This window comes from Streptomyces sp. NPDC014801 (genome assembly GCF_043082085.1).
In the GTDB taxonomy this organism is placed as follows: Bacteria; Actinomycetota; Actinomycetes; order Streptomycetales; family Streptomycetaceae; genus Streptomyces.
Map to the genome: position 1 here is coordinate 158493 of NZ_JBIBXG010000001.1, position 24070 is coordinate 182562.

Consider the following 24070-nt stretch of genomic DNA (forward strand, 5'->3'; position numbering starts at 1 on the left):
CGTTACAGGGCTTATGGGGACATGCCGCGACCGGACCAACCCCGGAAAACCCGACGTCACCCCGAATTCCCCGATATCTCCGCAGTTTCTCCTTCGCCGGGGTCCGCCTGCGTTGCGGTGTCAGTGCCCGGGTACGTATCCGCGCCGCTTGTCGACCACGTTGATCAGGGGCCGGCCCGCGGCCCAGCGCTCGAACAAGTCCAGGAACTGGGCGCCGAGTTCGTCGCGCCAGCCGACCGTGTCGCCGCTCATGTGGGGCGAGACGATCAGGTCCCGCACCCCCCACAGAGGGCTGTCCGCCGGCAGCGGCTCCTGCGCGAACACGTCCAGCGCCGCCCCCGCGATCCACCGCCTCGCCAGCGCCCGCGCCAGGGCCTCCTCGTCCACCAGCGGCCCGCGGCCCACGTTCACGAAACAGGCCGACGGCTGCATCACGCCGAACCGCCGCTCGTCGAACATGCCCCGTGTCTGCTCGGTGAGCGGCGCCGCGCAGATCACCCAGTCGGCGCGCGACAGCAGACGGTCCAGATCGTCGGGGCCGTACACGCCGGTGCGCGGGGCGCGGCCCACGAGCGCGGTGGTGACGCCGAGCGCCTTCAGCAGCCGGGCGATCGCCCGCCCGATCGGCCCGGAGCCGACCACGCACGCGCGCGTGCCGGCCACCCGCCGCGACTCCCGGTGCCGCCACTGCCGCTCCCGCTGCAGCCGAAGCGTGCCCGGCAGATCCTTCGCCATCGCCAGCACGAGGGCGGCGACGTACTCGGCGATCGGCTGGTCGAAGACCCCGCGCGCGTTGGTCACCACGGTGTCCGACTCCGCCAGCTGCGGGCACATCAGATGGTCCACGCCCGCGCTCGCGGTGTGCACCCAGCGCGGCCGCGGTCCCTCGCCCGGCCAGGCGTCCCGGACGGCCGTGGAGGCGAAGTCCCACACCAGCAGCACATCGGCCTCGGGCAGCCGCTCGGCGAGACGGCCGGCGTCGGTGTGCACGATCCGCGCCTGCCCGGTGAGGCGGCCCAGCCGGGGCGGGGGGTCGGCGTCGAGGACGAGCAGGGTGGGCAGGGTCATGGACGACCGTTCCGGGGTCGGCGATCTGGCGTCTGACATGCGCGGACGGACCACGCTCGCACCGGAACCCGCCGTCGTCAACAGGGCCGCGCCTACGATGCGTTGCCCTGCCGTCTCCCACCGTGAGGTGGTGCCCCTGACCGGAGGCCACGTTCCTGGGCGGCCCCGACAGCGCGGTGATCTCGGCCAACCAAGTGACGATGTGGGCCGCGCCGCGTCGGCTGGGTACCCGCGCGGTAGGGCCGTACCAGGCGCCGACCGATCTCTCGGCACGCGCGTGGCCCCCCGTACTGCCGGACGAACCGCAGGAACAGCAGGAAGGGCGAACATGACCGCACTCGGATTCCTCTACCCGGGTCACTCGGCCGAGGACGACTACCCGCGCATCGAGCAGCTCCTGGGCAGTGACATCCGGGTGGACCTGGTCCACACGGACATCGACGAGGACACGCACCGGGTGGACGCGCTGCGCAGGATGGGCGCGGCGGAGCGGCTCACGGCGGGCGTGGAGCAGCTGCGGCTGTCCGGCGCGGAGTCGGTGGTGTGGGCGAGCACCAGCGGCAGCTTCGTCTACGGCTGGGAGGGCGCCCACGAGCAGGTGCGGGCGCTGGCCCGGGCGGCCGGGCTGCCGGCCTCCTCCACGTCGTTCGCCTTCGTGCACGCGGCGCGGGAGGTCGGGGCGCGGCGGGTCGCCGTCGGCGCGACGTACCCCGCCGACGTGGCGGACCTCTTCGCGGACTTCCTGCGGGCGGGCGGCCTGGACGTCACCGGGGTGCGCGCCTCGGGGACCGTCACGGCGACGGAGGCCGGGACGTGGGGGGAGGCGGAGGTGCTGGCGCTGGCCCGCGCGGCCGACCACCCCGACGCGGACGCCGTCCTCCTCCCGGACACGGCACTCCATACGGCGGCGCACGTGCCGTTGCTGGAGAAGGAACTGCGCAAGCCTGTCCTCACGGCGAACCAGGTCACCGTCTGGGAGGGCCTGCGCCTGGCCGACCGCCGGGTGAACGCCCCGTCCCTGGGCACGCTGTTCCTCCGCGAACCGATAGTCCAAGCCTGACAGGGGCTCCGCCGGCGTGCACGTTCAGGGACGGCCCTGGGTGGTTTCACCGCTCCGTCGCGCAAGTCCCGCCCCGGGGCTCCGCCCCGGCCCCCGCCAGGGGCTCCGCCCCTGGACCCCGGGGCGTTTCCCACCCACCCACCCGACTCACTTGGGCAGAAGGCCCCGCACCTCGGGCAGCGCACCCGTGCCGCAGAGGTCCCCTACTACGGGGACACCCCGCGCAAGGGCCCCGTACCCCGCACCGCCGACGAAGGCCGCCGTGGGTCCGCGGCGGAGCCCCGCGGGGCGGGACCTTCTTCCCGCCCCGCGGGCGAACACCACTGGGGTCCGGGGCGGAGCCCCGCGAGGGCGCCTTCGTCCCTACCGATCGGGTGGGTGGGTGGGAAAACACCCTCCGGGGTCCGGGGCGGAGCCCCGTGGCGGGGCCTTCGTCCCTACCGATCGGGTGGGTGGGTGGGAGAACACCCTCCGGGGTCCGGGGCGGAGCCCCGTGGCGGGGCCTTCGTCCCTACCGATCGGGTGGGTGGGTGGGAAAACACCCCCCGGGGTCCGAGGCGGAGCCCCGCGGCGGCACGTCCTGCCCGCCCGTCGGGCGAACGCGGCCGGGGTCAGGGGCCGAGCCCCGGGGAATAACCGGGGACTGCCTCCCGTTAAGGCCCGCGGTAGCGAACCCGTACTGCGCCCCCTGGAGGCCCCGTGACCACAGTCGACTCAGCCGGTGACGAGATCAGGGGCACCGCCCAAGGCACCGCCCCCGTTCCGCTGTCCGTGCTGGACCTGGTCACCGTCGGCGCCGGCCGCACCGCGTCCGACGCGCTGCGCACCAGCGTGGAGATGGCCCGCCTCGCCGAGGAGCGCGGCTTCCACCGGTACTGGGTCGCCGAGCACCACTCCATGCCCGGCGTCGCCTCCTCCTCACCCGCCGTGATCCTCGCCCACCTCGCCGCCCACACCACCCGCATCCGCCTCGGCTCGGGCGGCGTCATGCTGCCCAACCACGCCCCGCTGGTGATCGCGGAGCAGTTCGGCACGCTGGAGGCGCTGGCGCCGGGTCGGATCGACCTGGGGCTCGGCCGCGCGCCCGGCACGGACGGGGCGACCGCCGCGGCCCTGCGCCGCACCGAACGCCTGGGCGAGGGCGCCGACGACTTCCCGCAGCAGCTCGCCGAGCTGACCCGGTTCCTCGACGACGACTTCCCCGACGGGCACCCCTACCGCAGGATCCACGCCGTGCCGGGCCCCGTGCAGGCCACCTCGCCCGGCGGTGTGCAGTCGCCGCACCGGCCGCCGATCTGGCTGCTCGGCTCCTCCGGCTTCAGCGCGCAGCTCGCCGGCATGCTCGGCCTGCCGTTCGCCTTCGCGCACCACTTCTCCGCGCACAACACGCTCCCGGCCCTGGACCTGTACCGGGAGTCCTTCCGCCCCTCGGACGTCCTCGACGAGCCGTACGCCCTGATCGGCGTCTCCGCGCTGGCCACCGAGGACGAGAAGGAGGCCCGCCGGCAGGTGCGGGCCGCCGCGCTGAACATGCTGCGGCTGCGCACGGGCCGCCCCGGCCTGGTGCCGACGCCCGAGGAGGCCGAGGCGCACGAGTTCAGCACGGCGGAGGAGGACTTCGTCGCCTCCTGGATCGGCAACGTCGTCCACGGCACGCCCGACGCGGTGCGCACCGGCCTGGACGACCTGCGCAAGCGCACCGGCGCCGACGAGCTGATGATCACCGCCAACGCGCACAGCGGCGACGTACGCCTGCGCTCCTACGCGCTGATCGCGGACGCCTACGGCTTCCCGACCACGTCGGCCTGAGCCTCCGGCGCTCCCCGCAGCGCGGAGATACGATCCGGCGGCACCGGGCGGGAGTACAGCCACCCCTGCCCGGTGTCGCAGCCGATCAGCCGCAGCCGGTCGGCCTGCGCGGACGTCTCCACGCACTCGGCGGTCACCGTGAGCCCGAGCCGGTGCGCGAGCTGGATCATCGCCTCGACGATGACCTCGTCGGCGGGGCTCGGGTGGGCGGCGGGATCGTCGTAGCGGAAGCCGCGGACGAAGGAGCCGTCCAGCTTCAGCACCTTCACCGGCAGCCGGGAGAGGTAGGCGAGGTTGGAGTAGCCGGTGCCGAAGTCGTCGATGGCGATGCGCACGCCCATGTCGCTGAGGGCCTTCAGCGCCTGCAGCGGGCGGCCCGCCGAGCCCATCACGGCCGACTCGGTGAGCTCCAGCTGGAGCAGGTGCGGGGCGAGGCCCGTCTCGTTCAGGGTCTGCGCCACGTCCGCCACCAGGTCGGAGTCCCACACCTGCCGGACCGCCACATTGACGCTGACGAACAGCGGCGGCTCGTCCGGGTTCTCCAGCTGCCAGCGCCGGGCCTGGCGGCAGGCCGTCGCCAGGATCCAGCGGCCGAGCGGCACGATCGAGCCGTCCTCCTCGGCCAGTCCGATGAACCGATTCGGCGGCAGCAGCCCGAACTGCGGATGGTTCCAGCGGATCAGCGCCTCCACGCCGTGCAGCCGGCCGTCCGCCATGCCCACCAGCGGCTGGTAGTCGAGCACGAACTCCCCGCGCTCGATGGCGGGCCGCAGCGTCGACGCGAGCGCCTGACGAGTCATCAAGTGGGCGTTGCGCTCGGGGTCGAACAGCGTCCAGCGGTCCTTGCCGTCGGCCTTCGCCCAGTACAGCGTCGTGTCGGCGGCCTGCATCAGCCCGGTGGCCGTGGTGCCCGCCGCCTGGCGTTCGACCACGCCGATCGACGCCGACACCGACAGCCGCTGGCCCGCGAGGTCGAAGGGTTCCTGCAGGGCCTTCAGCACCGACTCGGCGAGGTCGGCGAGCTGTTCGGTGCCGGTGGAGTCCTCCACGAGCAGCGCGAACTCGTCGCCGCCGAGCCGCGCCACCAGCGGCGCGCTGGTCCTGCCGTAGCCGGCCGCGTCGGCGCAGCGGGTGAGCCGCTCGGCCACGGCGGCCAGCAGCCGGTCGCCGACGCGGTGGCCGAGGGTGTCGTTGACGGCCTTGAAGCCGTCCAGGTCCAGGTAGCACAGCCCGATCCGGCCGGTGCCGCCCGTCTCGTACGTCTCGGTCTCCAGCGCGGCCGACTCCAGCGCCGTGGAGAGCCGTTCGAAGAACAGGGTGCGGTTGGGCAGCCGGGTCACCGGGTCGTGCATCTGCAAGTGCCGCAGTTTCGCCTGGAGTTCGCGGCGCAGGCTGATGTCGGCGACCGACAGCAGCACGCCCTCCTCTCCCGGGGGCAGCGGGCTGACGGTGACCTGCGCCCACAGCGAGTGGCCGTCGGGGTGCTTGAGCCGGCGGGTGCAGCGCAGCCGGGCACGGCGGCCGTCGAGCACCTCGCGGTAGGCGTGCCAGGTGCGGGCGTCGGAGGCGAGGTCGAGCAGATCGGAGGCGGCCTGCCCGGTCAGGGTGGCCCGTTCGCCGCCGAGCAGCGCGCCGAGGGTGTCGTTGGCGTCGACGACCAGGCCGTCGCGGTCCACGACGGCCATGGCGAGCGGGGCGGCCGTGAAGGCGGAGCGGTAGGGCGGGTCGGCACGGGCAGGGGCGGTTCGGTCACTCTCTGTGACGACGGACCCGGCGGCGTCTGCCGCGGGTGTCGACCCTTCGGACGTTCCGTTCACCGCTCGCTCCCGCAGTGCACTCGCTCGTGGTCCGCGCAGGAAAGTGTGCCGATCATAGAGGCTGGCCCCGGGCCGTTCCAGCCATTGCGTCCGTGCGGGCGGTCCGCCGGGGGTCCGCGCGGGGTGGCGGACCGGGTGGCGGATCGTTTCTGTTCGCAGGTGGGCGGGGTGAGAGGACCCCCGACCGAATGTGACGTTCCGTGAGCGCTTCGGGGGTGTCGTCCCGGGCGCGTCTCACTCGTCCGGGTCAGATGAACAGGACATACGACAACCAATCAGACAAGGCTGAGTGCGGCGTCCCGTGAACCGCACCCGGAGGTCCCCTTGTCGCGTCAGCTCACCCTGAGAGGACTGGGCCGCAGAACCCGCAGGGGCCTGGGCCGGGCGCTGGAACCGCCCCGACTGCGCAGCACCGCCGCCGTGTTCACCACGATGTCCGCGCTCGCCGCGACCTCCCTGCTCAGCGCGCCCTCCGTCGCCGAGCCCTTCTCCACCGAGCCGTGCGCCCTGCAGCGCACCGACGCCCACCACTCCGAGGGCGTCGACACCTGGAACGCGGCCTACGCGCGGCCCACCCGCGCCCTGAACGCGGTGATGGTGTTCCTGTCCTTCCCCGACGCCACCCCGCTGACCACCCCCGCCGAACTGGCCGCCGACCACTTCCCCGCCACCAGCGACTACTACCGGCGCGCCTCCTACGGCCGGTTCACGCTCACCGCGCACCCGCTGAAGCACTGGATCCGCATGCCCCGCCCGTCCACGACGTACCGGATACAGCGCGACTGGAGCCCCGCCCTGCGCGCCCTCTACCTGCGCGACGCCCTCGCGGCCGCGGACCCCCAGGTCGACTTCTCCCGCTACGACGTCGTCTACTTCGTCGCCGACCCGGACGCGCCCGGCGTCGACTCCGACGCCACCAAGGTCGTCAACCTGGACACCCCGCTGCGGGCCGACGGCACGGACATCCGCCGCGTGGTGACGGTCTTCGAACGCCATCCGCCGGACCGGCTGGTGCTCGCCCACGAGACCGGGCACGTCTTCGACCTGCCCGACCTCTACCACCGCCCGGCCGACGGCAAGGGCGACTGGGACACCTACGTCGGCGACTGGGACATGATGGGCAGCCAGTTCGGCCTCGCCCCGGACCTCTTCGGCTGGCACAAGTGGAAGCTGGGCTGGCTCGAACCGCGCCAGGTGATGTGCGTGCGGCGCCCCACCCGGCTCACCCTGGAGCCGCTCGCCGCCGGTCCCGGCGTGCCCGTCCCGGGCGCCGCGGGCGCGCCGGCCTTCGGGCTCGGCGACGGCCTGAAACTCGCCGTGGTGCGCACCGGCCCCGACAGCGCGCTCGCCTTCGAGGCGCGCGAGCCCGTCGGCAACGACAGCCTGGCCTGCCGGGCCGGGGTGCTCGTGTACCGGGTGCACAGCGGCGCCGAGTCCGGGCAGGGGCCCGTCCAGGTGATCGACGCCCATCCGCGCACGGAGGCGTGCTGGGAGGACTCCGTCTACCCGGCCCTCGCCGACGCCCCGGTCTCCCTCGGCGAGAGCTTCACGGTGCCCGGCGACGGCGTACGGGTGGAGGTCGAGGACCGCACGGCCTCCGGCGCGTGGACGGTCGTGATCACCCCCGGGGCGACGACCGGCTGACGTGCGCGGCGCAGCCGCGCAAAAACAACGATGGCGAGTGCCGTTCGCGTTCTCCGCGAACATCACTCGCCATCGTCAACGTGCGCCGCCAGGGACTCGAACCCCGGACCCGCTGATTAAGAGTCAGCTGCTCTAACCAACTGAGCTAGCGGCGCCTGCTGACGTCGTAGACCTTAGCATCCTGGTCGGCGGGAGGTGAAATCGATATCCGCACCGCCTCCCGGGCCGCCCGCACCGCCGCCCACAGCATCACCTCGGGGCCCGGCAGCCAGGGGTGGCGGGTGTCCGGGGCGACCAGCCAGCGGGTCGCGGAGGTGCCCGCCGTGGCCGAGGACACCGGCGGCACGGTCACCGCGTCGCCGGCTCCGTGGCAGATCAGGGGCGGAATGCCGTCCGTACGGCCGCTGCGGCCGCCGTCCGCGCCCCACTCCTCCCACTCCAGCAGCGAGGGCAGCCGCTGGGCGGTGCCCGGGGCGGCGAAGAGCAGCATCCGGCCGCGGAAGACGGCCACCGGGCCGGAGCCCGGACCCTCGTCCCACAGCCGGTCCAGCATGCGGCGCCCGAAGAGAGCGGGGGCGCCGACGACGTCGAAGGCGGTGCCGCACGGGAGGACCACCGGGGCGTCCGGCCGTTCCTCCCAGAGGGCGAGCGTGCTGCGCGGATAGGTTCCCGCCGAGGCCAGCCAGTGGGCGCCGTCGTGGGTGACAAGGCACGTACTGCTCATGCCTTCTACATCTACCGGGCGTGAGGACGCGCTTGCACTGGGTTGCGGGAAATCGGGACACGGGGAGGGGGCAGGGGGTATCTTGCCCGCTTCGCGGTCACCTGGCATATGCCCGGACGGCGGACGGAGGCGTTCACCGCGAGGGGGGCAGGGGTCGCTTCAGACGGGGTCGGAGGGGCTCGTCCCGTCGCCGCCGCGCAGCAGGTCGCGGCCGAACTCGACCATCTTCTTCGCGTAGTCCTCGGTCCACTCGGCGCGCTCGGCGATGTCCGCCGCCGTCAGCCGGTCGAACCGGCGCGGGTCGGCGAGCTGGGCCGCGGCGATCGCCTGGAACTCCACGGCCCGGTCGGCGGCGGCCCGGAAGGCGTGCGTCAGTTCCGTCGCCCGGTCCAGCAGCCTGCGTGGGTCGTCGATCGACTCCAGGTCGAAGAAGTGCTCCGGGTCGGCGGCCGCCGCCATCGGCTCGAAGAGCAGGGGCGCGGGGCGTAGCCGCGGTTCGTTGCGACGCGGCGTGGGCTCCGCCATGTCTTCTCCTTCTCCTACGGGGGCGTACGTCACGGAGGGCGCCGCCTTCGGATGGGCCACCCTCCATTCTCCCGCGCGCCCGCAAGGGGGCCTCGGCGCGCGGAACACAGGGGACAGGGGCCACGGCGAGACGGCAGACCCCTCGGACCCCCGAGATATCAAGCCACCCGAGCCCCACGATGTTCCCGCCGCGCACGGACCGGCGCGCACGCCCGCCCACGCACCCGCGCGCCCGCCCACAGACCCGCGCACCCGCCGACGTCACCGGCGTCACGGCCGCCACGTCACGCGGTGTTCGCGCAGGTGCGCCAGGACCGCGTGGTTCGCTTCCCAGCCGTCCGGGAACTTCACGAGGGTGCCCAGCTGGACCGGTTCCGTCGACGGGTAGTCGTCGAGGAGGGCGTCCACGCCCGCGCGGCACACCACGATGCACGCGTGCCGGTGGCGGGAGGCCAGCACACACAGGCGGCCGGTCTCCAGGTGGAAGGCCGTGGCGTCGGGGCGGCCGGACAGCGGGTGCAGGACCACCGTCACGTCGTACTCCCGGCCCTGGAGCCGGTTCGCCGTGTCCACGGTGACGTCCGCCACGCCCAGCTCGGCCAGGGCCGCCCGGACCGCCGCCGCCTGATCGCGGTGCGCGGTGCCGACGGCGACCCGGTCGGCGGTCAGCGGGGACGGGTCGGGCGAACGCTCCGACACCGCCGCACCGCCGCGGTCCAGCAGCCGCCGTACGACCGCCGCCACCGCCCGCACCGCCTCCGGGTCCGTGCGCGGGGTGTGCCGGGCGGGCAGCTCCAGCAGCCCCCAGCCGGACACCGCGGCCTCGTCGATCACCCGGTCCGGGCCGGAGCCGTCGGAGGGCACCGCGAAGGTGAGCCGGCGGTCGTCCGGGCCGGTGCCGCTGCGGAAGGGGGTGTAGGGGTAGAAGGCGTCCGACACCAGGGGCGCCGCGGACGCCGGCAGCCGCCAGGACACCGGCAGGCGGTGCTGCGGCAGGTCCGGGTTGTGCGCGAGCAGCGTCGTCACCGCCGATGCCGACGGGTCGTACGACAGGCCCGCCCACTGCTCGCTGCCCACGATCGCGAACGGGTCCAGCTGGCCCGGGTCGCCCACGAACAGCGCCCGCTCGAACAGCCCCGCCACGGCGAGCAGACCGTCGGAGCGCATCTGGTACGCCTCGTCGACGATCGCGTGCCGCCACGGCTCGTCGACCTTCACATGCGCCCACTTCGCCGCCGTGGACAGCACCACCGGCAGGCCGGCGAGATCGGCGGCCTTCGCGGAGGTCCGCACCTGCGGCAGCTCGTCCAGGGCCCGGTCGTAGGCGTCGCTGTCGCTGCTGTGCAGCCGGCCGACGGGCAGCTCGGGGTCCTTCTCGGCCAGCCGCAGCACCAGGTCGTCCACCTGCGCGTTGGTCTGCGCGACGATCATCAGCGGGCGCCCGGCCCCGGCCAGCTCCAGCGCCGCCCGCACCACCAGCGTGGACTTGCCGGCGCCGGGCGGGGAGTCGACGACGACACCGCGCGCGGGTCCGTGCAGCGTGTCGGCGAGGATCGCGTCCGTGGCGCGGGTCGCGGCCGCCCCCGGGTCGAGGGCCGTCTCGGTCACGCTCACAGCACGTCCTCCTCGGTGACGGGATCGGCGGCCTCGGCGGCCGGCTCGCCGGGCGGCCCGCCGTGCGTCCACGGGGTGTCCTCCGGGTCGGGCAGCTTCGCGCCGCCGCGCTGCTCGTGCTCGAACAGCGTGAAGCACACCCGGTCGCCCTTCTCGGGCACCGACCCCTCCTCGGGCTCCTTGCCGCGCCCCATCTTGTCGAGGATCCGCAGCACGAACAGGCCCTCCTCCTCGGCCCGGACGAACTCCGCCGTCTGCGGCCGCCCGCCCAGCGACCGGTACACCTTCGCCCGCTCGCCCAGATGCGGCCGGTCGTCCGTGCGCACGGTCACCAGCGGGCGCGGGCTCGGCCGCTTGCCCTCGCTGTACGCCATGGTCACGTCCGTCACCTCGCCGGCGAACGCCTCCCCGGCCAGCCGCCGCCCCGCCATCACCAGCGGGTCGTCGAGCGCCTGCTGCGCCTCCAGCCGGGCCTGCTCCCGCTCGCGCGCCGCGAGCTTGTTCGCCGCGGTGACCGCGTCGTCGCGGCGCGGCTGCGGCGGCTCACCGGCCAGCACCCGGTCCCGGTGCCCGGTGAACGACCAGCGGTCGCGGGTCCACCGCTCCTCGACATGCGCCCCCTCCGGCAGCGCGCGCAACAGGTCCAGCCCCCGCCACATCTTCTCCCAGGTGGGCAGCGTGACCCGCTCGACCAGGTCCCGGATCTCCCGCTCGGCGCGGGTGAGCGCGCCCAGCCGCTCGTCGGCCTCCAGGCCGTCCTCGGCGGCGGCCAGCGCGGTGCGGGTGCGGTCGTAGCGCTCGATGGCCGGGGCGAGCAGCTTGTTGTCGAACGCCGGGTCGGTGGCCGGGCCGGCCGGCGGGCACCGCAGCTGCCCGCGCTCGTCCCGGGCCAGCTCCGCTTCGAGGGCGGCCTCGGCGCCCGAGACGCCCTCCGGCGGGTCGATCCACGCCAGCAGCGCCCCCAGATGCTGGTCCTCCAGCCCCGACTGCCCGGTCGCCCAGTGCAGGGCGAGCAGCTCCGTCAGGGCCTGCAGCAGCGACGAGCCGGGCACCCGCGCCCGCTCGGCGTAGTGCGTGAACCAGCGTCCCAGCAGCGGCACCCGCGGCGGCGCCGGATACGGCGTCTCCGGCTCCTGCTCCGCCGTACGCCGGAACCGCATCGACCGCCCGAGCAGGCGGACGAAGTCGACGCCGGCCCGGCTCGGCACGATCAGCTGCGGGGCGTCGGCGCACAGGTCCACCTCGACCTTGACCCGCTTGCCGGTCTCCGGGTCGGTCTCGGTGCGCTCGGCGGCCTCCACCGCGTCGGCGTAGGACTCGATGTACGGCAGCACGACGTCGGCGAGCTCGGCGAGGAACGCGAAGCGCAGATCGCGGTCGCGGGGCTGCGGTACGACCAGCAGGCGCGGCGCGTCCCGGTCGGTGCCGACCAGCGCGCCGAGCGGGGCGCCCGCCTCACCGGCCGTGGTGAGCGGGACCAGGACGAGCGGGCGGTCGGAGAGATGGCGGTGGCGCACGGTGGCGGCGCGCTGGGCGCGGCCGCTGCTGACTGCCTCGAGCCGGGCCAGGGTGGCGATCAGCGACATCCGGCCTCCTCGAGCGCCTCCGCGCGCAGCCGGGCGGCCCGCCGCAGCGCGGCCACCGCCGGGTCGTCCGGGTCCCCGGCCTCGCCGCGGGCCGCCGCCAGCACCTCGGGGACGGTGGTCAGCCCGCCCAGCTCGGCGCGCACGGCCCGGCCCAGCGAGGTCACCGCGTCCGCCTCCCGGGACCGGCGGCGGCAGTGGAAGGCCAGCTCGCAGGCGGCCAGGCACTCCGGCGCGTAGGTCGCCGGGACGGACTCGACGGCCTCGGCCAGCTCCTCGGCGGGCAGCGCGGGCGAGAAGCACGTCCCCTCGGGCAGCGCGTCCGCGATCTCGTCGATCCGGGTCAGCCGCGCCAGCTGACGCCCCGTCACCGCGCGCTGCTTGCGCACGTCGACGGCGGCCGCGGTGGGCAGGTTGGAGAAGTCCTTCGGGCACACCAGCAGCACGCGGTGGCGCACCGGCGGCGGGGAGGGCAGCCGGCTCGCGACCTCCTCCAGCGCGAGCACGTACACCGCGGCCTGGCGGGCGGCGGCGCCCACCTTCGCCGGGTCGGCGGAGCCGTCGAGCATCGGGAAGGACTTGATCTCCACGACCGTCCAGCTGCCGTCCGGGTGCACCACGACGGCGTCCGGCTCCAGGAACGCCGGCGAACCGGCGACCTCCAGCGCCAGCATCGGATGGTCCAGCAGCGTCCAGCCGCCCGCCTCGACGGCCTCCCTGAGCGCCAGCGCCGTACGCGCCGTACGCCCCTCGGGGCCGGAGGCCGTCAGATCGGGCACATAGGTCCGCTCGGGCTCCTCGGCGGCCGGGTCGAGCTTCTCCCGCACCAGCCGCAGCAGCTCCGCGCCGCCGTCGGCCTTGACCTTCGCCTCGAAGGCGTTGCCGCGGGTGAGGGCGAACTGCGACTGCCCGAACGCCGACGGCGCGCCCAGCGCGCTCGCCAGCGCCGCCTTGTCCACCCCGGCGCCGTCGAGGATCGCGCGTCGCCGGCAGCCCGGGTTGGCGGCCAGCGCCGCGAGGGCGCGGGCGTCCAGCGCCCGGGCGGGTACGTCGGGTCCGCGCAGCTCAGCGAGCCGCTGCCGGAGCGCCGTCCCCGGTGTCCGTGGGGGCGGCACCCGGCTCGGCGTCGGCTCCGGGCCGCGTTGCGCGCTGCCGTGGAATTCGCTCACCCGCCGAAGTCTCGCATCCGCCACTGACAATCGAGGCGGGAGCGCCGGAAGTGCCGGGCGCGAACCGCTCCCGCGCCCGGTCCGCGAGCCGCATCACGGCCGGCGCGAGCAGCAGGCCGATCCCCATCACCGCGACACCGGCGACGGCGTCGAGCAGATAGTGGTTCGCGGTGCCCATGACGACCAGCGTCGTCCCCAGCGGGTAGACCACCGCGGCGATCCTGGTGGCCCGGGTGCCGCCGAACCGCCACAGCATGACCCCGCACCACAGCGCCCAGCCGACGTGCAGGCTCGGCATGGCCGCGTACTGGTTCGTCATGCCGCCCATGCCGCGCGGCGCGCTGGCCTCGCCGCCCCACCAGCCGTAGGAGCTGTAGTGGGCCATCGTGTCGACGAAGCCGTGCCCGGCGGCCAGCAGGCGCGGCGGGCACGTCGGCAGCAGCGTGAAGCCGATCAGGCCGAGGAACGTGGACGTCATCAGCCAGGTGCGGGCCGCCCGGTAGTGCGCGGCGTGGGCGCGGAACATCCACACCAGCAGCGCGGGCGTGATCAGGTAGTGCAGCGAGGCGTACCAGAAGTCGGCCGGGATGCCGAGCCAGGGGTTGCGGGTGAACAGCCGGTTGAGCGGGTGCTCGGCGTTGATGTGCAGGAACTTCTCGATCCGCAGGATCGCCAGGCCGTGGTCGACGGCGTCCGAGACGTCCCCGCGCGCCAGCAGCCGGCCGGCCGAGTAGCAGCCGTACACCAGCAGGATCAGGGGCAGCTCGGTCCACCAGCGCAACCGGGTCCGCGGGGCCGCCTCGATGCCTGGTGACTCGGTCTGCGGCATCCGATTCGCCCTCCCCCTTCTGCTCACTGCTGTTTCGCCGGCCTTGTCGTGGCCTTCTCACGGTCTTCTCGCCGGGATCACCCGGCTGATGCGGGGGAGTCACTCTACGGCGTCGGCGGCGTCCCGTACGGGCCGCCCCCGGCCCAGGAAGACGCCGCGACCGGCCGCCGGGTTGCCCGTGACCGGTGTGCGCGATGATGGAGGACATCTCCCGCTCTCCTCGGAAAGGTCCCTCGCATGGCACCGCGCATCCTGCTGGCACGGCACGGACAGACCGAGTGGTCGCTGTCCGGCAGGCACACCGGCAGGACGGACGTCCCCCTGCTGGAGGAGGGCCGGCGGGGCGCCAAGCTGCTCGGCGAGCGGCTGCACCGGGCACCGCTGGACGGCCTGCCCGGCGTCGAGGTCCGCACCAGCCCGCTGGCACGCGCGCGTGAGACGTGCGACCTGGCCGGCTTCGGCGAGCGGGCGACCCGCTGGGACACGCTCATGGAGTGGGACTACGGCGCCTACGAGGGCCTGACGCCGGCCGAGATACAGGCGCTGCGGCCCGGCTGGCTCATCTGGCGCGACGGGGTGCCCGGGGGCGAGACCCTCGCCGAGGTGACCGCGCGGGCGGACGAGGTGGTCGCCTGGGCGCGCTCGGCCGAGCGGGACGTGCTGGTCTTCGCGCACGGGCACATCCTGCGGTCGATCGCCGCGCGCTGGCTGGGGCTGCCGCTGGACTTCGCCGCGCGGATCCGGCTCAACCCGACGTCGCTGTCGATCCTCGGCTGGGCCTACGGCGAGCCGGCCCTGGAGAGCTGGAACGACGTGGGCCACCTGGCGGGTTGACGCGGGCCGAGCGGGGCCTGCGCCTTGCGGGGCGCGCGGCTGTGCTCACCGTGCGGCTCCGCCGCGCGGGCGCGACCGGCCACGACGCGCCCGCAGGCGCACGCGAACCGGAACCACGCACCGGAACCGCGCACGGGAACCGCGCACGGGAACCGCGCACCGGAAACGCGCACCGGAAACGCGCACTGGAACCGCGCACTGGAACCACGCACCGGAAACGCGCACCGGAAACGCGCACTGGAACCGCGCACTGGAACCCCTCACGCCATCCGCGGAGCGGACGCGTGGCGTTCGAGGAACTCGGCGACTCCCGACGCCCGCCGGTGCGGCAGCAGCACGCGCGCCGTGCCCGCGAGCATGGTCTGGATGCGGGAGGACTGCACCTGGTCCAGCAGGCCCAGCACCGTCAGCCCCGCCGCCGCGGCCTCGTCGGGACGGCCCCCGCGCGCGAGGTCGTCGGCGAGTTCCGCCGTGTACAGCGCCGTGTTCCGGGTGAAGTGAGGATCCTGCAGCCGGGCCGCGCGCCGCGCCTGCCGCGCCGCCCGGTCCCAGTCCCCGAGCGCCGACCAGCACTGCGCCTCCAGCCCCGCGAGCTCGGCCTCGCCGTAGAAGCTCATCCACTCCGGGTCGGCGTCCGACGGTCCCCGCTCGAACAGCGCCTGCGCCCGGCCGAGTGCCTGCTCGCAGCCGAACCGGTCCGCGAGCCCCGCCCACCCGCCGGCCTCCCGCAGCGCCAGCAGCGACATCAGCCGGGGCGAGCCGAGCGGCCGGGCGGCACGCTGCGCGGCCTGCGCCGCCCGCACCGCCTCCCGCGGCCGCCCCGCGTCGCGCGCGAGGAAGGCCATGTTGCAGAAGGCGTGCGCCTCCAGCGCCTCGTCCCCGGTCACGCGCGCGGTGGCCAGCGCCTCCGCGTAGTGCGAGCGGGCGTCCTCGAAGCGCCCCGAGTCGTGCGCCAGCCATCCCACGGAGATGGCCAGTTCGCCCGCGCCCGCGTGCAGCCGGTCGGCGGTCACCTGCCGGGTCGCCCCGGCGTCCAGCAGCGCGTAGGCGGCGCGCAGCGGGGCGGCCGCACGCCGGTAGAGGCCGTCGGCGCCGTGCCGGTCGTCCAGCAGCCGGATCCTGCGGACGGCCTCCTCCAGGGCGCTGGCCTCGCCGGCCCCGGCCCGCCGTACGGTCCGGCGCGCGTGCGGGATCGCGGCCGCGGAGGCGGCCGGGGCGAGGCCGAGCGGGGCCAGGGAGGCGGCGGCCACCGTGGCGCCCGATCCGGTCATGAATGCGCGACGCAGCACGTCGCTCTCCTCGTGGTCGTGGTGGTGCGTGTCGTACGGGTCCTGCGGGTCCTGCGGGTCCTGCGGGTCCTGCGGGTCCTGCGTGTCATACGGCTCGACGCCCCCGCCCGATTCAGCGGCCGGCGGCCGGGCCGCACGCCCGCGTACGGCCGACCGGGGGGCGAAGCCCAGGTCCACGAGCGTGCGGCCCGGGAACATGTGCAGGAACACCCGCTCGTAGGCGTAGTTGGGGCAGCGGATCTCGCCCGCCTCGACCCGGCCGATGTAGCGCGCGTCACAGCTGACCCGCTCACCGATCTCCCGGGCGGCCCGGCGCACCAGCGCGGCGAACTCGGCCGGCGAGCGCGCTCCGCGCAGCTGCCGGAAGACGAGGTTGGGCCGCGCCGGCCGGTCGGGCCGGGACGCGTGGGCAGCGTTCACCGTTGACGACGCCATGGCCGGGTCCTCTCGTGCGAACCGTCGAACCATGCCGGGCACGGGGTGACGTGCCTCGAATGTCGGGGTGATCACCCTGTTGTCCGGCGGCAAGAACGTACCTGCTGTGACCGGTCCGCCACGCTGTGTTTGGCTACAAACCGGATATCCCACCCACGATCTGCCATGAACTGCCATCCTTTGCGGCGGACTTCCGCCGTAGCCCTTGACGCACCGGCGCGTTGAACCCGGTGGGCCGCAGCAGGCCACAAGAGGCGTTGGGGAATTCCGTGGTGGAGGCCGGGATGGAGACGACCAGCCAGAGCATCGCACCGGGTACGTCACCGGGCGCCCCGCCGGCGGCGGGGGCACCAAGACCGGACGGCGGCGCCCTGCCGGGCGGGGCGTGCGACCTCGTCACCGTGCCGGCCCGGCAGGGCCTGGAGGCGGTGGACATCCTGCGGCGCGGCGCCTCGGACGCCGTCGGCCCCGTCCTGCATGACGGCGGCGGCGACACCCTCGGCTTCCTGGTGCCGCCGGGCACCGCGGCCGGCTGGGACGTCCCCGGCAGCACCTGCACCGGCACCGACGGCCGCGGTCTGCGCCTGGCGCCCGAGCCGCCGGTGGAGGGCTCCGACTGGCTGCTCCCGCCGGGCGGCGACGACCGGGCGACCGACCCGGCGGTGCTGCGCCGCGCCCTGGGCGAGGCGGCCCGCCTGATCGAGGCGGCGGACAGCTGCCGCTGACGGCCGCCACCGTGGCGCCGGACGCCTGACCTCGGATGCTTGATCTCGGACGCCCGACCTCGGACGCGTGAGCGAGGTCGTCCCCCGTGCGGCCGATAATGGCGGGATGGGCAAGTCCAGGAACCCCCGGCGCCGGCAGGCCGCGCCCGAGGCCGTCGTGGAGCAGGTCGACGGGGGGACCGCCGAACTGGTGCCGGACCGGGACCGGGCGCGCGCCTGGACGCTGCTGGTCGACGGCGCCCCGCAGTCGCACGTCGACCTCGACGACCCGGCGTACCTCTCCTTCGAGTACCAGCGCCGCCTCGGCCATGTCGTCGACCTCGCCGCCCCGCCCGGCAAGCCGGTCCAGGCCGTGCACCTGGGCGGCGGCGCCCTCACCCTCGCCCGCTACGTCGCCGCCACCCGCCCCCGCTCCACCCAGCAGGTCGTCGAGCGGGACGCGGCCCTCGTCCGGCTCGTCCGGCGCGAGCTGCCGCTGGACGCGGGCGCCCGCGTCCGGGTGCGCGCGACCGACGCCCGCGAGGGCCTCGGCAAGGTGCCGGACGGCTGGGCCGACCTCGTCGTCGCCGACGTCTTCAGCGGCGCCCGCACCCCCGCCCACCTCACCTCGGTGGAGTTCCTGGACGAGGTGCGGCGGGCGCTGCGGCCCGGCGGCGTGTACGCGGCCAACCTCACCGACGGCCCGCCGCTGGCCCATCTGCGCGGCCAGATCGCCACCGCCGCCGCCCGGTTCGCCGAGCTCGCGCTGGTCGCCGACCCGGCGGTGCTGCGCGGCAAACGCTTCGGCAACGCGGTGCTCGTCGCCTCCGACCTGCCGCTGCCCGTGCCCGAGCTGACCCGTCGCGCGGCCTCCGACCCGCACCCCGCCCGCGTCGAGCACGGCAAGGCGCTGCGGGACTTCACCGGCGGCGCCGCCCCCGTCACGGACGCGGCCGCGGTCGCCTCCCCGGCACCACCGCCGTCGGTGTTCCGCTGAACCGCGGGGCGCCGAGCCTCAGTACGTGCCCACCTCGACCCGCGGCGGACCGTCGTGCCAGGTGCAGAACACCGACACCCGGTCCGCTCCCGAGGAGAACTCCACCCGGATCCACGACTCCGTCTTCCACCACTGCATCGACCAGCCGGAGTTCGGGGTGGCCGACACCAGGGACGCGTCGGACGGGCCGATGTCGAACACCACCCGGCCGCCCTTGGAGTCGTAGCTGCGGATGTGCCCCGAGGCGGACGAGGACGGCGGCGGGGTCGACGGGGTGGGGGAGGCGGTGGGCGAACGCCGGCTCGGCGAGGGCGTGGCGGACGGCGACGGGGTCGTCGGGCGCGCGGTCGGCGACGCCGGACGGGCCGTCGCGGACACCCCCGGCCGGGCGTCCTGCGTGGTCGCCTTCGCCGCCGTGATCGGCAGGGCGCGCGGCGGGTCGTACGCGGTGCCCGCCATCACCGTGTGCACGCCCCACCACGACAACGTGACCGCCGCGCCCGTGGCGAGCGACCACGCCAGTACGTGAACGAGTCCTCTGCGCATCGCGGGCCATACTGCCTCACCGGTCACTCCCGTCGCACGGTTCCGGCCCAGAGGGCACCGGGTTGTCCCCAGGCGCGGAGTTGTCCACAGCTCCCCGCCGGCGTCCGGCGCATGGCGTACGGTGCGGCGCATGGCAAGTGTGCTCGTGGTCGAGGACGACCAGTTCGTACGCTCGGCGCTCATCCGGCATCTGACCGACGCCGCCCACACGGTGCGCAGCGTCGGCACGGCGCTGGAGGCGCTGCGCGAGGTCGCCCATTTCGGTTTCGACGTCGTCATCCTGGACCTCGGACTGCCCGACCTGGACGGCTCCGAGGCGCTGAAGATGCTGCGCGGCATCACCGACGTGCCCGTCATCATCGCCACCGCCCGGGACGACGAGGCGGAGATCGTACGGCTGTTGAACGCGGGCGCGGACGATTACCTCACCAAGCCGTTCTCCCCGGAGCACCTGTCGGCGCGGATGTCCGCCGTGCTGCGCCGGGCCCGCGCCGGCGCCCCGGACGCCCCGCACTCCACCGTGCTGCGCGTCGGCGGGCTCACCGTCGACCCGCTGCGCCGCCAGGCCGAACTGGACGGCGTACGCCTGGACCTGACCCGCCGCGAGTTCGACCTGCTCGCCTTCCTGGCCGGCCGTCCCGGCGTCGTCGTCCCCCGCCGGGAACTGCTCGCCGAGGTCTGGCAGCAGTCCTACGGCGACGACCAGACCATCGACGTCCATCTGTCCTGGCTGCGCCGCAAACTGGGCGAGACCGCCGCCAACCCGCGCTATCTGCACACCCTGCGCGGGGTCGGGGTGAAGCTGGAGCCCCCGCGATGAGGTGGGCGCTGGTGCGGGTGTGCCTGGCGGTCACCACGATGGTCGTGGTCGCCTTCGCCGTTCCGCTCGGCCTCGTGGTCAAGGAGCTGGCCCGCGACCGCGCCTTCTCCAATGCCGAGCGGCAGGCCGCGGTCGTGGTGCCCGCGCTGTCCATCACCACCGACCGCGAGCAGCTGGAGCGGGTCGTCGCCTCCGCCGGCACGGACGACGGCATGGCGATCCACCTGCCGGCCGGCGACGGCAAGCCCGCCCTCGACCTCGGCCGGCGGCGCGCCACCGCCCAGGACATCGAGGCGGTGCGCAGACTGGGCCGCGCCTCCACCGCCCAGGTGCCCGGCGGTTCGGTGCTGCTGCAGCCCGTCGCGCTCAGCCTCGGCACGGTCGTGGTCGAGGTGTACGTCCCGGAGGCCGAGGTCAGCAACGGCGTGGGCACGGCCTGGGCGGTGCTCGCCGGGGTCGGGATCGCGCTGGTCGTGGGCTCCGTCGCGGTCGCCGACCGGCTGGGCGTCAGGATGGTCCGCCCCGCGCGGCGGCTGGTCGAGGGGGCGCACGACCTGGGCGAGGGGCAGCTCGGCGCGCGGGTGCCGGAGGAGGGGCCGACGGAACTGCGGCTCGCGGCGGTCGCGTTCAACTCCATGGCCGACCAGGTCGTCCAGCTCCTCGCCAACGAGCGGGAGCTGGCCGCCGATCTGTCGCACCGGCTGCGGACCCCGCTGACCGTGCTGCGGCTGAACGCGGCCTCGCTCGGAGACACGCCCGCCGCCGAGCAGACCCGGGCGGCCGTGGCGCAGCTGGAGCGCGAGGTCGACACCATCATCCGCACCGCGCGCGAGGCCAAGCCGCAGACCGCGGCCGCGGGTCCCGGCGCCGGCTGTGACGCGGCCGAAGTCGTGCGGGAGCGGATGGAGTTCTGGTCGGCGCTCGCCGAGGACGAGGGCCGCAAGTGGCGGCTGGCCGGTGTGGACCGCCCGGTGCGCATACCCGTGGCCCGCGCCGACCTCGCCGCCGCGCTGGACGCCCTGCTCGGCAACGTCTTCCGGCACACCCCGGAGGGCACGGCCTTCGCGGTCGACGTGCACAACGGCGAGGACGCGGTGATCGTGCTGGTCTCCGACGCCGGGCCCGGCATACCCGACCCGCAGGCGGCGATGGCCCGCGGCCAGGGCTCGGGCAGCGACGGCTCCACCGGGCTGGGGCTGGACATCGTGCGCCGCCTCGCGGAGTCCACCGGCGGGGACGTGCGCATCGGGTCCTCCGTGCTCGGCGGCACGGAGGTGCGGATCTGGATCCAGCTGGACGGCCGCCGGGGCACGCCCGGCCGCCGCGGCCACCGGGGGAGCGTACGGCGGCGCCGGCGGCTCGTCCCCCGCTGACGTCACTACCGGACCCTCACCTCCCGAACCGCCGAAGCACCCGAAATTGGTCTCGACCTTTAACCGTCCCCGATCCCTTCCTTAAGCGCACCCTAAGAACGCCGACGCTCGTCTGTATCAGGACGTTTGTCCGATTCCGGCTCGCTAGCGTGCTGCCGCACCACACCCCCCGTGAACAGCGAAGGCAGGCACGCATGAGCACGCACCGGCGCAGGATCAGCAGCAGGAACAAGGCGATAGGCGCCCTGGTGGCGGCGGCCGTGGCCGCCGGCGGCGCGATCCTGCTCACCGGCACGGCGAACGCGGCCGGCGTGAACGCCGCGTACACCAAGACCAGCACCTGGTCGACCGGCTACACCGCGCAGTACGTCGTCACCAACAACAGCGGCCAGGCGGAGAAGACCTGGACCCTGGAGTTCGACCTGCCGGCCGGGGCCCGGCTCGGCTCGCTGTGGAACGGCGAGTCGACGGTGAGCGGACAGCACGTCACCGTGAAGCCGCCGAAGTGGGACACCGACGGCCTGAAGGCGGGCGAGTCGGCCACCGTCGGCTTCGTCGTGGAGGGCACCGCGGACCCGGCCGGCTGCCGCATCGACGGCGCCGCGTGTTCCGCCGACGGCGGCGCCACCCCCGAGCCCAGCGGCCGCCCCACCCAGGAACCGACGCCCACCCAGAAGCCCACGGCCACCCCCACGCCGACCGCCGAGCCCACGCGGACCGCCGTCCCCACCGCCTCCCCGACCCCCACCAGCGGCACCGGGACGCAGACCTCCGCCGGCTTCGCGCCCTACGTCGACACCTCCCTCTACCCGGCGTTCGACCTGCTCGGGAACGCCGACGCGACCGGCGTGAAGAACTACAACCTCGCCTTCGTCACCGACGGCGGCGGCTGCACACCCAAGTGGGGCGGCGTCACCGACCTCACCGCCGACGCCGTGGCCGGCCAGATCGGCGCCCTGCGCGCCAAGGGCGGCGACGTCCGTGTCTCCTTCGGCGGCGCCTCCGGCACCGAACTCGCCACGTCCTGCTCCTCCGCCGACGCGCTCGCGGCGGCCTACGGCAAGGCCGTCGACGCCTTCAAGCTCACCAAGGTCGACTTCGACGTCGAGGGCGGCGCGCTGCCGAACACGGCCGCCAACACCCGCCGCGCCCAGGCCATCGCCAAGCTCCAGCAGAGCCACCCCGGCCTGGACGTCTCCTTCACCCTGCCGGTCATGCCCGAGGGCCTCACCCAGGACGGCGTGAACCTGCTCGCGAACGCCCGGTCCAACGGCGTGAGGCTCTCCACCGTCAACATCATGGCGATGGACTACGGCCCCGCCTACAGCGGCGACATGGGCACCTACGCCGAGCAGGCCGCGACCGCCACCCAGGCCCAGATCAAGGGGGTGCTGGGCCTGTCGGACAGCGCGGCCTGGAAGGCGGTCGCCGTCACCCCGATGATCGGCGTCAACGACGTCTCCTCCGAGGTCTTCAAGGTGGACGACGCCACCCAGCTGGTGAACTTCGCCAAGTCCAAGGGCCTGGGCTGGCTGTCGATGTGGTCGGCCACCCGCGACAAGGCCTGCGCCGGCGGCCCCAAGCCCTCCGCCGACGCCACCTGCAGCTCCATCGCCCAGGACCCGTCCGCCTTCTCCAAGGCGTTCGCGGCCTACAACTGACCCTCGGCCGGTCAGACGGCCTGCACCGGCGGCAGGGACCCGGTGCGGGCCGCCTCGCCGTACCACAGGGCGCTGGACTTCGGGGTCCGGGCCAGCGTCACGTAGTCGACGTAGACCGCGCCGAAGCGCTTGCCGTAGCCGTAGGCCCACTCGAAGTTGTCCATCAGGGACCACAGATAGTAGCCGCGCACATCGGCGCCGTCGGTGATCGCGCGGCGCACCGCCGACAGATGCCCGTGCAGGTACGCGATGCGCTCCGGGTCGTGGACCCGGCCGTCCGAGTCGGGCTTGTCGTCGTAGGCGGCGCCGTTCTCGGTGACGTACAGCGGCAGCCCGGGGGCCTCGCGCGAGTAGCGCATGATCAGCTCGTGCAGGCCGGTCGGGTCGATCGTCCAGCCCATCTCGGTGCGCTCGCCCGGCGTCTGGTGGAAGGCCACGTCGTCGGCGGCCGGCCAGGGGGAGTGCTCGCTGGCGCCGTGGCCGTCGGCGCGCGGCGCCGGGGCGTTCGGGTCGGCGGCCGAGACCAGGGCGGGCGTGTAGTAGTTCAGCCCGAGCGCGTCCAGCGGCTGGTGGATCGCCGCCAGGTCGCCCTCTCGGACATAGGACCAGTCGGTGAGCGAGGCGGTGGCCTCCAGCAGGGTGCGCGGGTACGCCCCGTGCAGGATCGGGCCGTGGAAGACGCCGTTGGCCAGGTCGTCGATGCGGCGGGCGGCCGCGAGGTCGGCGGGCTCCTGCGAAAGCGGCCGCACCACCGAGGAGTTGAGGCTGATCGCCACCTGGTTGCGGGCCGGCATCACCGACCGCAGCGCCGTGGTGCCCAGGCCGTGCGCCAGGTTCAGATGGTGCGCGGCGCGCAGCGAGGCCACCGGGTCGGTGCGGCCGGGCGCGTGCACGCCGGAGCCGTAGCCGAGGAAGGCGGCGCACCACGGCTCGTTCAGCGTGATCCACTGCTCCACCCGGTCGCCGAGCGCCTCGCCGACGAGGTGGGCGTACTCGGCGAACCGGAAGGCGGTGTCCCGCTCCGGCCAGCCGCCCGCGTCCTCCAGCTCCTGCGGCAGGTCCCAGTGGTAGAGGGTGACGGCCGGCTTGATGCCGTGGGCGAGCAGCTCGTCCACCAGCCGGCGGTAGAAGTCCAGGCCGCGCTGGACGGCCGGGCCGCGGCCGGTGGGCTGCACCCTGGGCCAGGAGACGGAGAAGCGGTAGGCGTTCAGGCCCAGCTCCGCCATCAGCGCCACGTCCTCGCGGAAGCGGTGGTAGTGGTCGACAGCGATGTCACCGGTCTCGCCGCCGGCCGTCTTGCCCGGCGTATGGCTGAAGGTGTCCCAGATCGAGGGGGTGCGGCCGTCCTCCCGGACCGCCCCCTCGATCTGGTACGCGGAGGTCGCGGCGCCCCAGAGGAAGCCGGGCGGAAACGTCACCGGAGGCGCCGGGTTCACGGCGTTCACGGAAACAGACATGGAAGCGCTCCCAAAGGTGGTCGTGGAAGACCTTGGTGGTCATGGAGACCGACGGGTGAGGAGAAGGGGCGAGGAGGGGCCGAGGCGGCGGTGACCCGGCCCCCGCAGGACG

At 74.6% G+C, this 24070-nt stretch carries 20 protein-coding genes, 1 tRNA gene and 1 pseudogene; 10 read left to right on the forward strand and 12 right to left on the reverse strand.

The annotated features are described in order from the left end of the window. Positions 1-120 precede the first annotated feature (120 nt). The gene (locus tag ACF1AL_RS00730) at positions 121-1068 is read right to left on the reverse strand and encodes a D-2-hydroxyacid dehydrogenase (RefSeq protein ID WP_391694449.1); all 948 of its coding nucleotides are present in this window, start codon (positions 1066-1068) and stop codon (positions 121-123) included. A gap of 176 nt (positions 1069-1244) precedes the next feature. Between ACF1AL_RS00730 and ACF1AL_RS00735 the strand changes: the two are divergent. From ACF1AL_RS00735 to ACF1AL_RS00745, 3 genes and pseudogenes are all read left to right on the forward strand, one after another. Beyond that, positions 1245-1400 (forward strand): annotated as a pseudogene (locus tag ACF1AL_RS00735) (decarboxylase); the annotation flags it as partial. Next, positions 1397-2128: a decarboxylase gene (locus ACF1AL_RS00740; RefSeq protein WP_391694452.1), complete on the forward strand. Its 732-nt coding sequence runs from the start codon at positions 1397-1399 to the stop codon at positions 2126-2128. The pseudogene ACF1AL_RS00735 and the gene ACF1AL_RS00740, both read left to right, overlap by 4 nt. Positions 2129-2827: 699 nt before the next feature. Then, positions 2828-3937 carry an LLM class flavin-dependent oxidoreductase gene (locus ACF1AL_RS00745; RefSeq protein WP_384203651.1) on the forward strand — a complete coding sequence of 370 codons (1110 nt, stop codon included), beginning with the start codon at positions 2828-2830 and terminating at the stop codon, positions 3935-3937. Here ACF1AL_RS00745 and ACF1AL_RS00750 read toward each other — a convergent pair. Then, entirely contained in the window at positions 3910-5754 is a 1845-nt protein-coding gene (locus ACF1AL_RS00750) for an EAL domain-containing protein (protein ID WP_366834337.1), read from the reverse strand. The two genes, ACF1AL_RS00745 and ACF1AL_RS00750, sit on opposite strands and share 28 nt — an antisense overlap. 324 nt (positions 5755-6078) lie before the next feature. Between ACF1AL_RS00750 and ACF1AL_RS00755 the strand changes: the two genes are divergently transcribed. Next, positions 6079-7398, forward strand: coding sequence for a M6 family metalloprotease domain-containing protein (locus ACF1AL_RS00755; RefSeq protein WP_391694455.1), 1320 nt, complete (start codon positions 6079-6081; stop codon positions 7396-7398). Positions 7399-7479: 81 nt separating this feature from the next. On the opposite strand, the gene ACF1AL_RS00760 is transcribed toward ACF1AL_RS00755, so the two are convergent. The 7 genes from ACF1AL_RS00760 to ACF1AL_RS00790 all read right to left on the reverse strand — a co-directional run bounded on the left by ACF1AL_RS00760 (position 7480) and on the right by ACF1AL_RS00790 (position 13842). Then, positions 7480-7553 (reverse strand) — tRNA-Lys (locus ACF1AL_RS00760). Beyond that, a complete protein-coding gene (locus ACF1AL_RS00765; protein ID WP_366834338.1) occupies positions 7544-8122 on the reverse strand; it encodes a bifunctional DNA primase/polymerase in 579 nt (192 codons plus the stop codon). The genes ACF1AL_RS00760 and ACF1AL_RS00765 overlap by 10 nt, the downstream gene beginning before the upstream one ends. A 159-nt stretch (positions 8123-8281) precedes the next feature. After that, entirely contained in the window at positions 8282-8647 is a 366-nt protein-coding gene (locus ACF1AL_RS00770; RefSeq protein WP_366834339.1) for a hypothetical protein, read from the reverse strand. Between the two features lie 270 nt (positions 8648-8917). Further along, the gene (locus ACF1AL_RS00775) at positions 8918-10261 is read right to left on the reverse strand and encodes an AAA domain-containing protein (protein WP_391694458.1); all 1344 of its coding nucleotides are present in this window, start codon (positions 10259-10261) and stop codon (positions 8918-8920) included. Then, positions 10258-11847, reverse strand: a complete 1590-nt coding sequence (locus ACF1AL_RS00780) for a hypothetical protein (protein ID WP_391825241.1) — start codon at positions 11845-11847, stop codon at positions 10258-10260. The genes ACF1AL_RS00775 and ACF1AL_RS00780 overlap by 4 nt, the downstream gene beginning before the upstream one ends. Beyond that, a complete protein-coding gene (locus ACF1AL_RS00785) occupies positions 11838-12959 on the reverse strand; it encodes a hypothetical protein (protein WP_366834696.1) in 1122 nt (373 codons plus the stop codon). Before ACF1AL_RS00785 ends, ACF1AL_RS00780 begins: the two co-directional genes overlap by 10 nt. Then, a complete protein-coding gene (locus ACF1AL_RS00790) occupies positions 12910-13842 on the reverse strand; it encodes a phosphatase PAP2 family protein (RefSeq protein WP_384203666.1) in 933 nt (310 codons plus the stop codon). Before ACF1AL_RS00790 ends, ACF1AL_RS00785 begins: the two co-directional genes overlap by 50 nt. 237 nt (positions 13843-14079) lie before the next feature. Here ACF1AL_RS00790 and ACF1AL_RS00795 point away from each other — a divergent pair, with 237 nt between their 5' ends. Further along, on the forward strand, positions 14080-14676 hold the full coding sequence (locus ACF1AL_RS00795; RefSeq protein ID WP_366834342.1) for a histidine phosphatase family protein: 597 nt from the start codon (positions 14080-14082) through the stop codon (positions 14674-14676). 260 nt (positions 14677-14936) lie between these two features. On the opposite strand, the gene ACF1AL_RS00800 is transcribed toward ACF1AL_RS00795, so the two are convergent. Further along, on the reverse strand, positions 14937-16400 hold the full coding sequence (locus tag ACF1AL_RS00800; protein ID WP_391825242.1) for a hypothetical protein: 1464 nt from the start codon (positions 16398-16400) through the stop codon (positions 14937-14939). Positions 16401-16684: 284 nt separating this feature from the next. On the opposite strand from ACF1AL_RS00800, the gene ACF1AL_RS00805 reads away from it, so the two are divergent. Both ACF1AL_RS00805 and ACF1AL_RS00810 read left to right on the forward strand, forming a co-directional pair. Then, positions 16685-17125: a hypothetical protein gene (locus tag ACF1AL_RS00805; RefSeq protein WP_366834344.1), complete on the forward strand. Its 441-nt coding sequence runs from the start codon at positions 16685-16687 to the stop codon at positions 17123-17125. A gap of 106 nt (positions 17126-17231) precedes the next feature. After that, positions 17232-18101 (forward strand): spermidine synthase, encoded by an 870-nt coding sequence (locus tag ACF1AL_RS00810; RefSeq protein ID WP_384203677.1) that lies wholly within the window; start codon positions 17232-17234, stop codon positions 18099-18101. Positions 18102-18119: 18 nt separating this feature from the next. Here ACF1AL_RS00810 and ACF1AL_RS00815 read toward each other — a convergent pair whose 3' ends face one another. Further along, a complete protein-coding gene (locus ACF1AL_RS00815; RefSeq protein ID WP_391825243.1) occupies positions 18120-18647 on the reverse strand; it encodes a hypothetical protein in 528 nt (175 codons plus the stop codon). Between the two features lie 130 nt (positions 18648-18777). Between ACF1AL_RS00815 and ACF1AL_RS00820 the strand changes: the two genes are divergently transcribed. From ACF1AL_RS00820 to ACF1AL_RS00830, 3 genes are all read left to right on the forward strand, one after another. Next, a complete protein-coding gene (locus ACF1AL_RS00820; protein ID WP_391694473.1) occupies positions 18778-19467 on the forward strand; it encodes a response regulator transcription factor in 690 nt (229 codons plus the stop codon). Continuing rightward, positions 19464-20840, forward strand: a complete 1377-nt coding sequence (locus tag ACF1AL_RS00825; protein ID WP_391694476.1) for a sensor histidine kinase — start codon at positions 19464-19466, stop codon at positions 20838-20840. The genes ACF1AL_RS00820 and ACF1AL_RS00825 overlap by 4 nt, the downstream gene beginning before the upstream one ends. Positions 20841-21034: 194 nt before the next feature. Next, a complete protein-coding gene (locus tag ACF1AL_RS00830) occupies positions 21035-22501 on the forward strand; it encodes a cellulose binding domain-containing protein (protein WP_391825244.1) in 1467 nt (488 codons plus the stop codon). Between the two features lie 11 nt (positions 22502-22512). On the opposite strand, the gene ACF1AL_RS00835 is transcribed toward ACF1AL_RS00830, so the two are convergent. Then, positions 22513-23958, reverse strand: coding sequence for a GH1 family beta-glucosidase (locus ACF1AL_RS00835; protein WP_391825245.1), 1446 nt, complete (start codon positions 23956-23958; stop codon positions 22513-22515). Between the last annotated feature and the right edge of the window lie 112 nt (positions 23959-24070).

What these genes read in the sequence shown, in the direction of transcription:
- ACF1AL_RS00730 (WP_391694449.1), bottom strand. Translation starts at nt 1,068, where the DNA reads ATGACCCTGCCCACCCTGCTCGTCCTCGACGCCGACCCCCCGCCCCGG.
- ACF1AL_RS00740 (WP_391694452.1), top strand. Translation starts at nt 1,397, where the DNA reads ATGACCGCACTCGGATTCCTCTACCCGGGTCACTCGGCCGAGGACGAC.
- ACF1AL_RS00765 (WP_366834338.1), bottom strand. Translation starts at nt 8,122, where the DNA reads ATGAGCAGTACGTGCCTTGTCACCCACGACGGCGCCCACTGGCTGGCC.
- ACF1AL_RS00770 (WP_366834339.1), bottom strand. Translation starts at nt 8,647, where the DNA reads ATGGCGGAGCCCACGCCGCGTCGCAACGAACCGCGGCTACGCCCCGCG.
- ACF1AL_RS00780 (WP_391825241.1), bottom strand. Translation starts at nt 11,847, where the DNA reads ATGTCGCTGATCGCCACCCTGGCCCGGCTCGAGGCAGTCAGCAGCGGC.
- ACF1AL_RS00790 (WP_384203666.1), bottom strand. Translation starts at nt 13,842, where the DNA reads ATGCCGCAGACCGAGTCACCAGGCATCGAGGCGGCCCCGCGGACCCGG.
- ACF1AL_RS00795 (WP_366834342.1), top strand. Translation starts at nt 14,080, where the DNA reads ATGGCACCGCGCATCCTGCTGGCACGGCACGGACAGACCGAGTGGTCG.
- ACF1AL_RS00800 (WP_391825242.1), bottom strand. Translation starts at nt 16,400, where the DNA reads ATGGCGTCGTCAACGGTGAACGCTGCCCACGCGTCCCGGCCCGACCGG.
- ACF1AL_RS00805 (WP_366834344.1), top strand. Translation starts at nt 16,685, where the DNA reads ATGGAGACGACCAGCCAGAGCATCGCACCGGGTACGTCACCGGGCGCC.
- ACF1AL_RS00810 (WP_384203677.1), top strand. Translation starts at nt 17,232, where the DNA reads ATGGGCAAGTCCAGGAACCCCCGGCGCCGGCAGGCCGCGCCCGAGGCC.
- ACF1AL_RS00815 (WP_391825243.1), bottom strand. Translation starts at nt 18,647, where the DNA reads ATGCGCAGAGGACTCGTTCACGTACTGGCGTGGTCGCTCGCCACGGGC.
- ACF1AL_RS00820 (WP_391694473.1), top strand. Translation starts at nt 18,778, where the DNA reads ATGGCAAGTGTGCTCGTGGTCGAGGACGACCAGTTCGTACGCTCGGCG.
- ACF1AL_RS00825 (WP_391694476.1), top strand. Translation starts at nt 19,464, where the DNA reads ATGAGGTGGGCGCTGGTGCGGGTGTGCCTGGCGGTCACCACGATGGTC.
- ACF1AL_RS00830 (WP_391825244.1), top strand. Translation starts at nt 21,035, where the DNA reads ATGAGCACGCACCGGCGCAGGATCAGCAGCAGGAACAAGGCGATAGGC.
- ACF1AL_RS00835 (WP_391825245.1), bottom strand. Translation starts at nt 23,958, where the DNA reads ATGTCTGTTTCCGTGAACGCCGTGAACCCGGCGCCTCCGGTGACGTTT.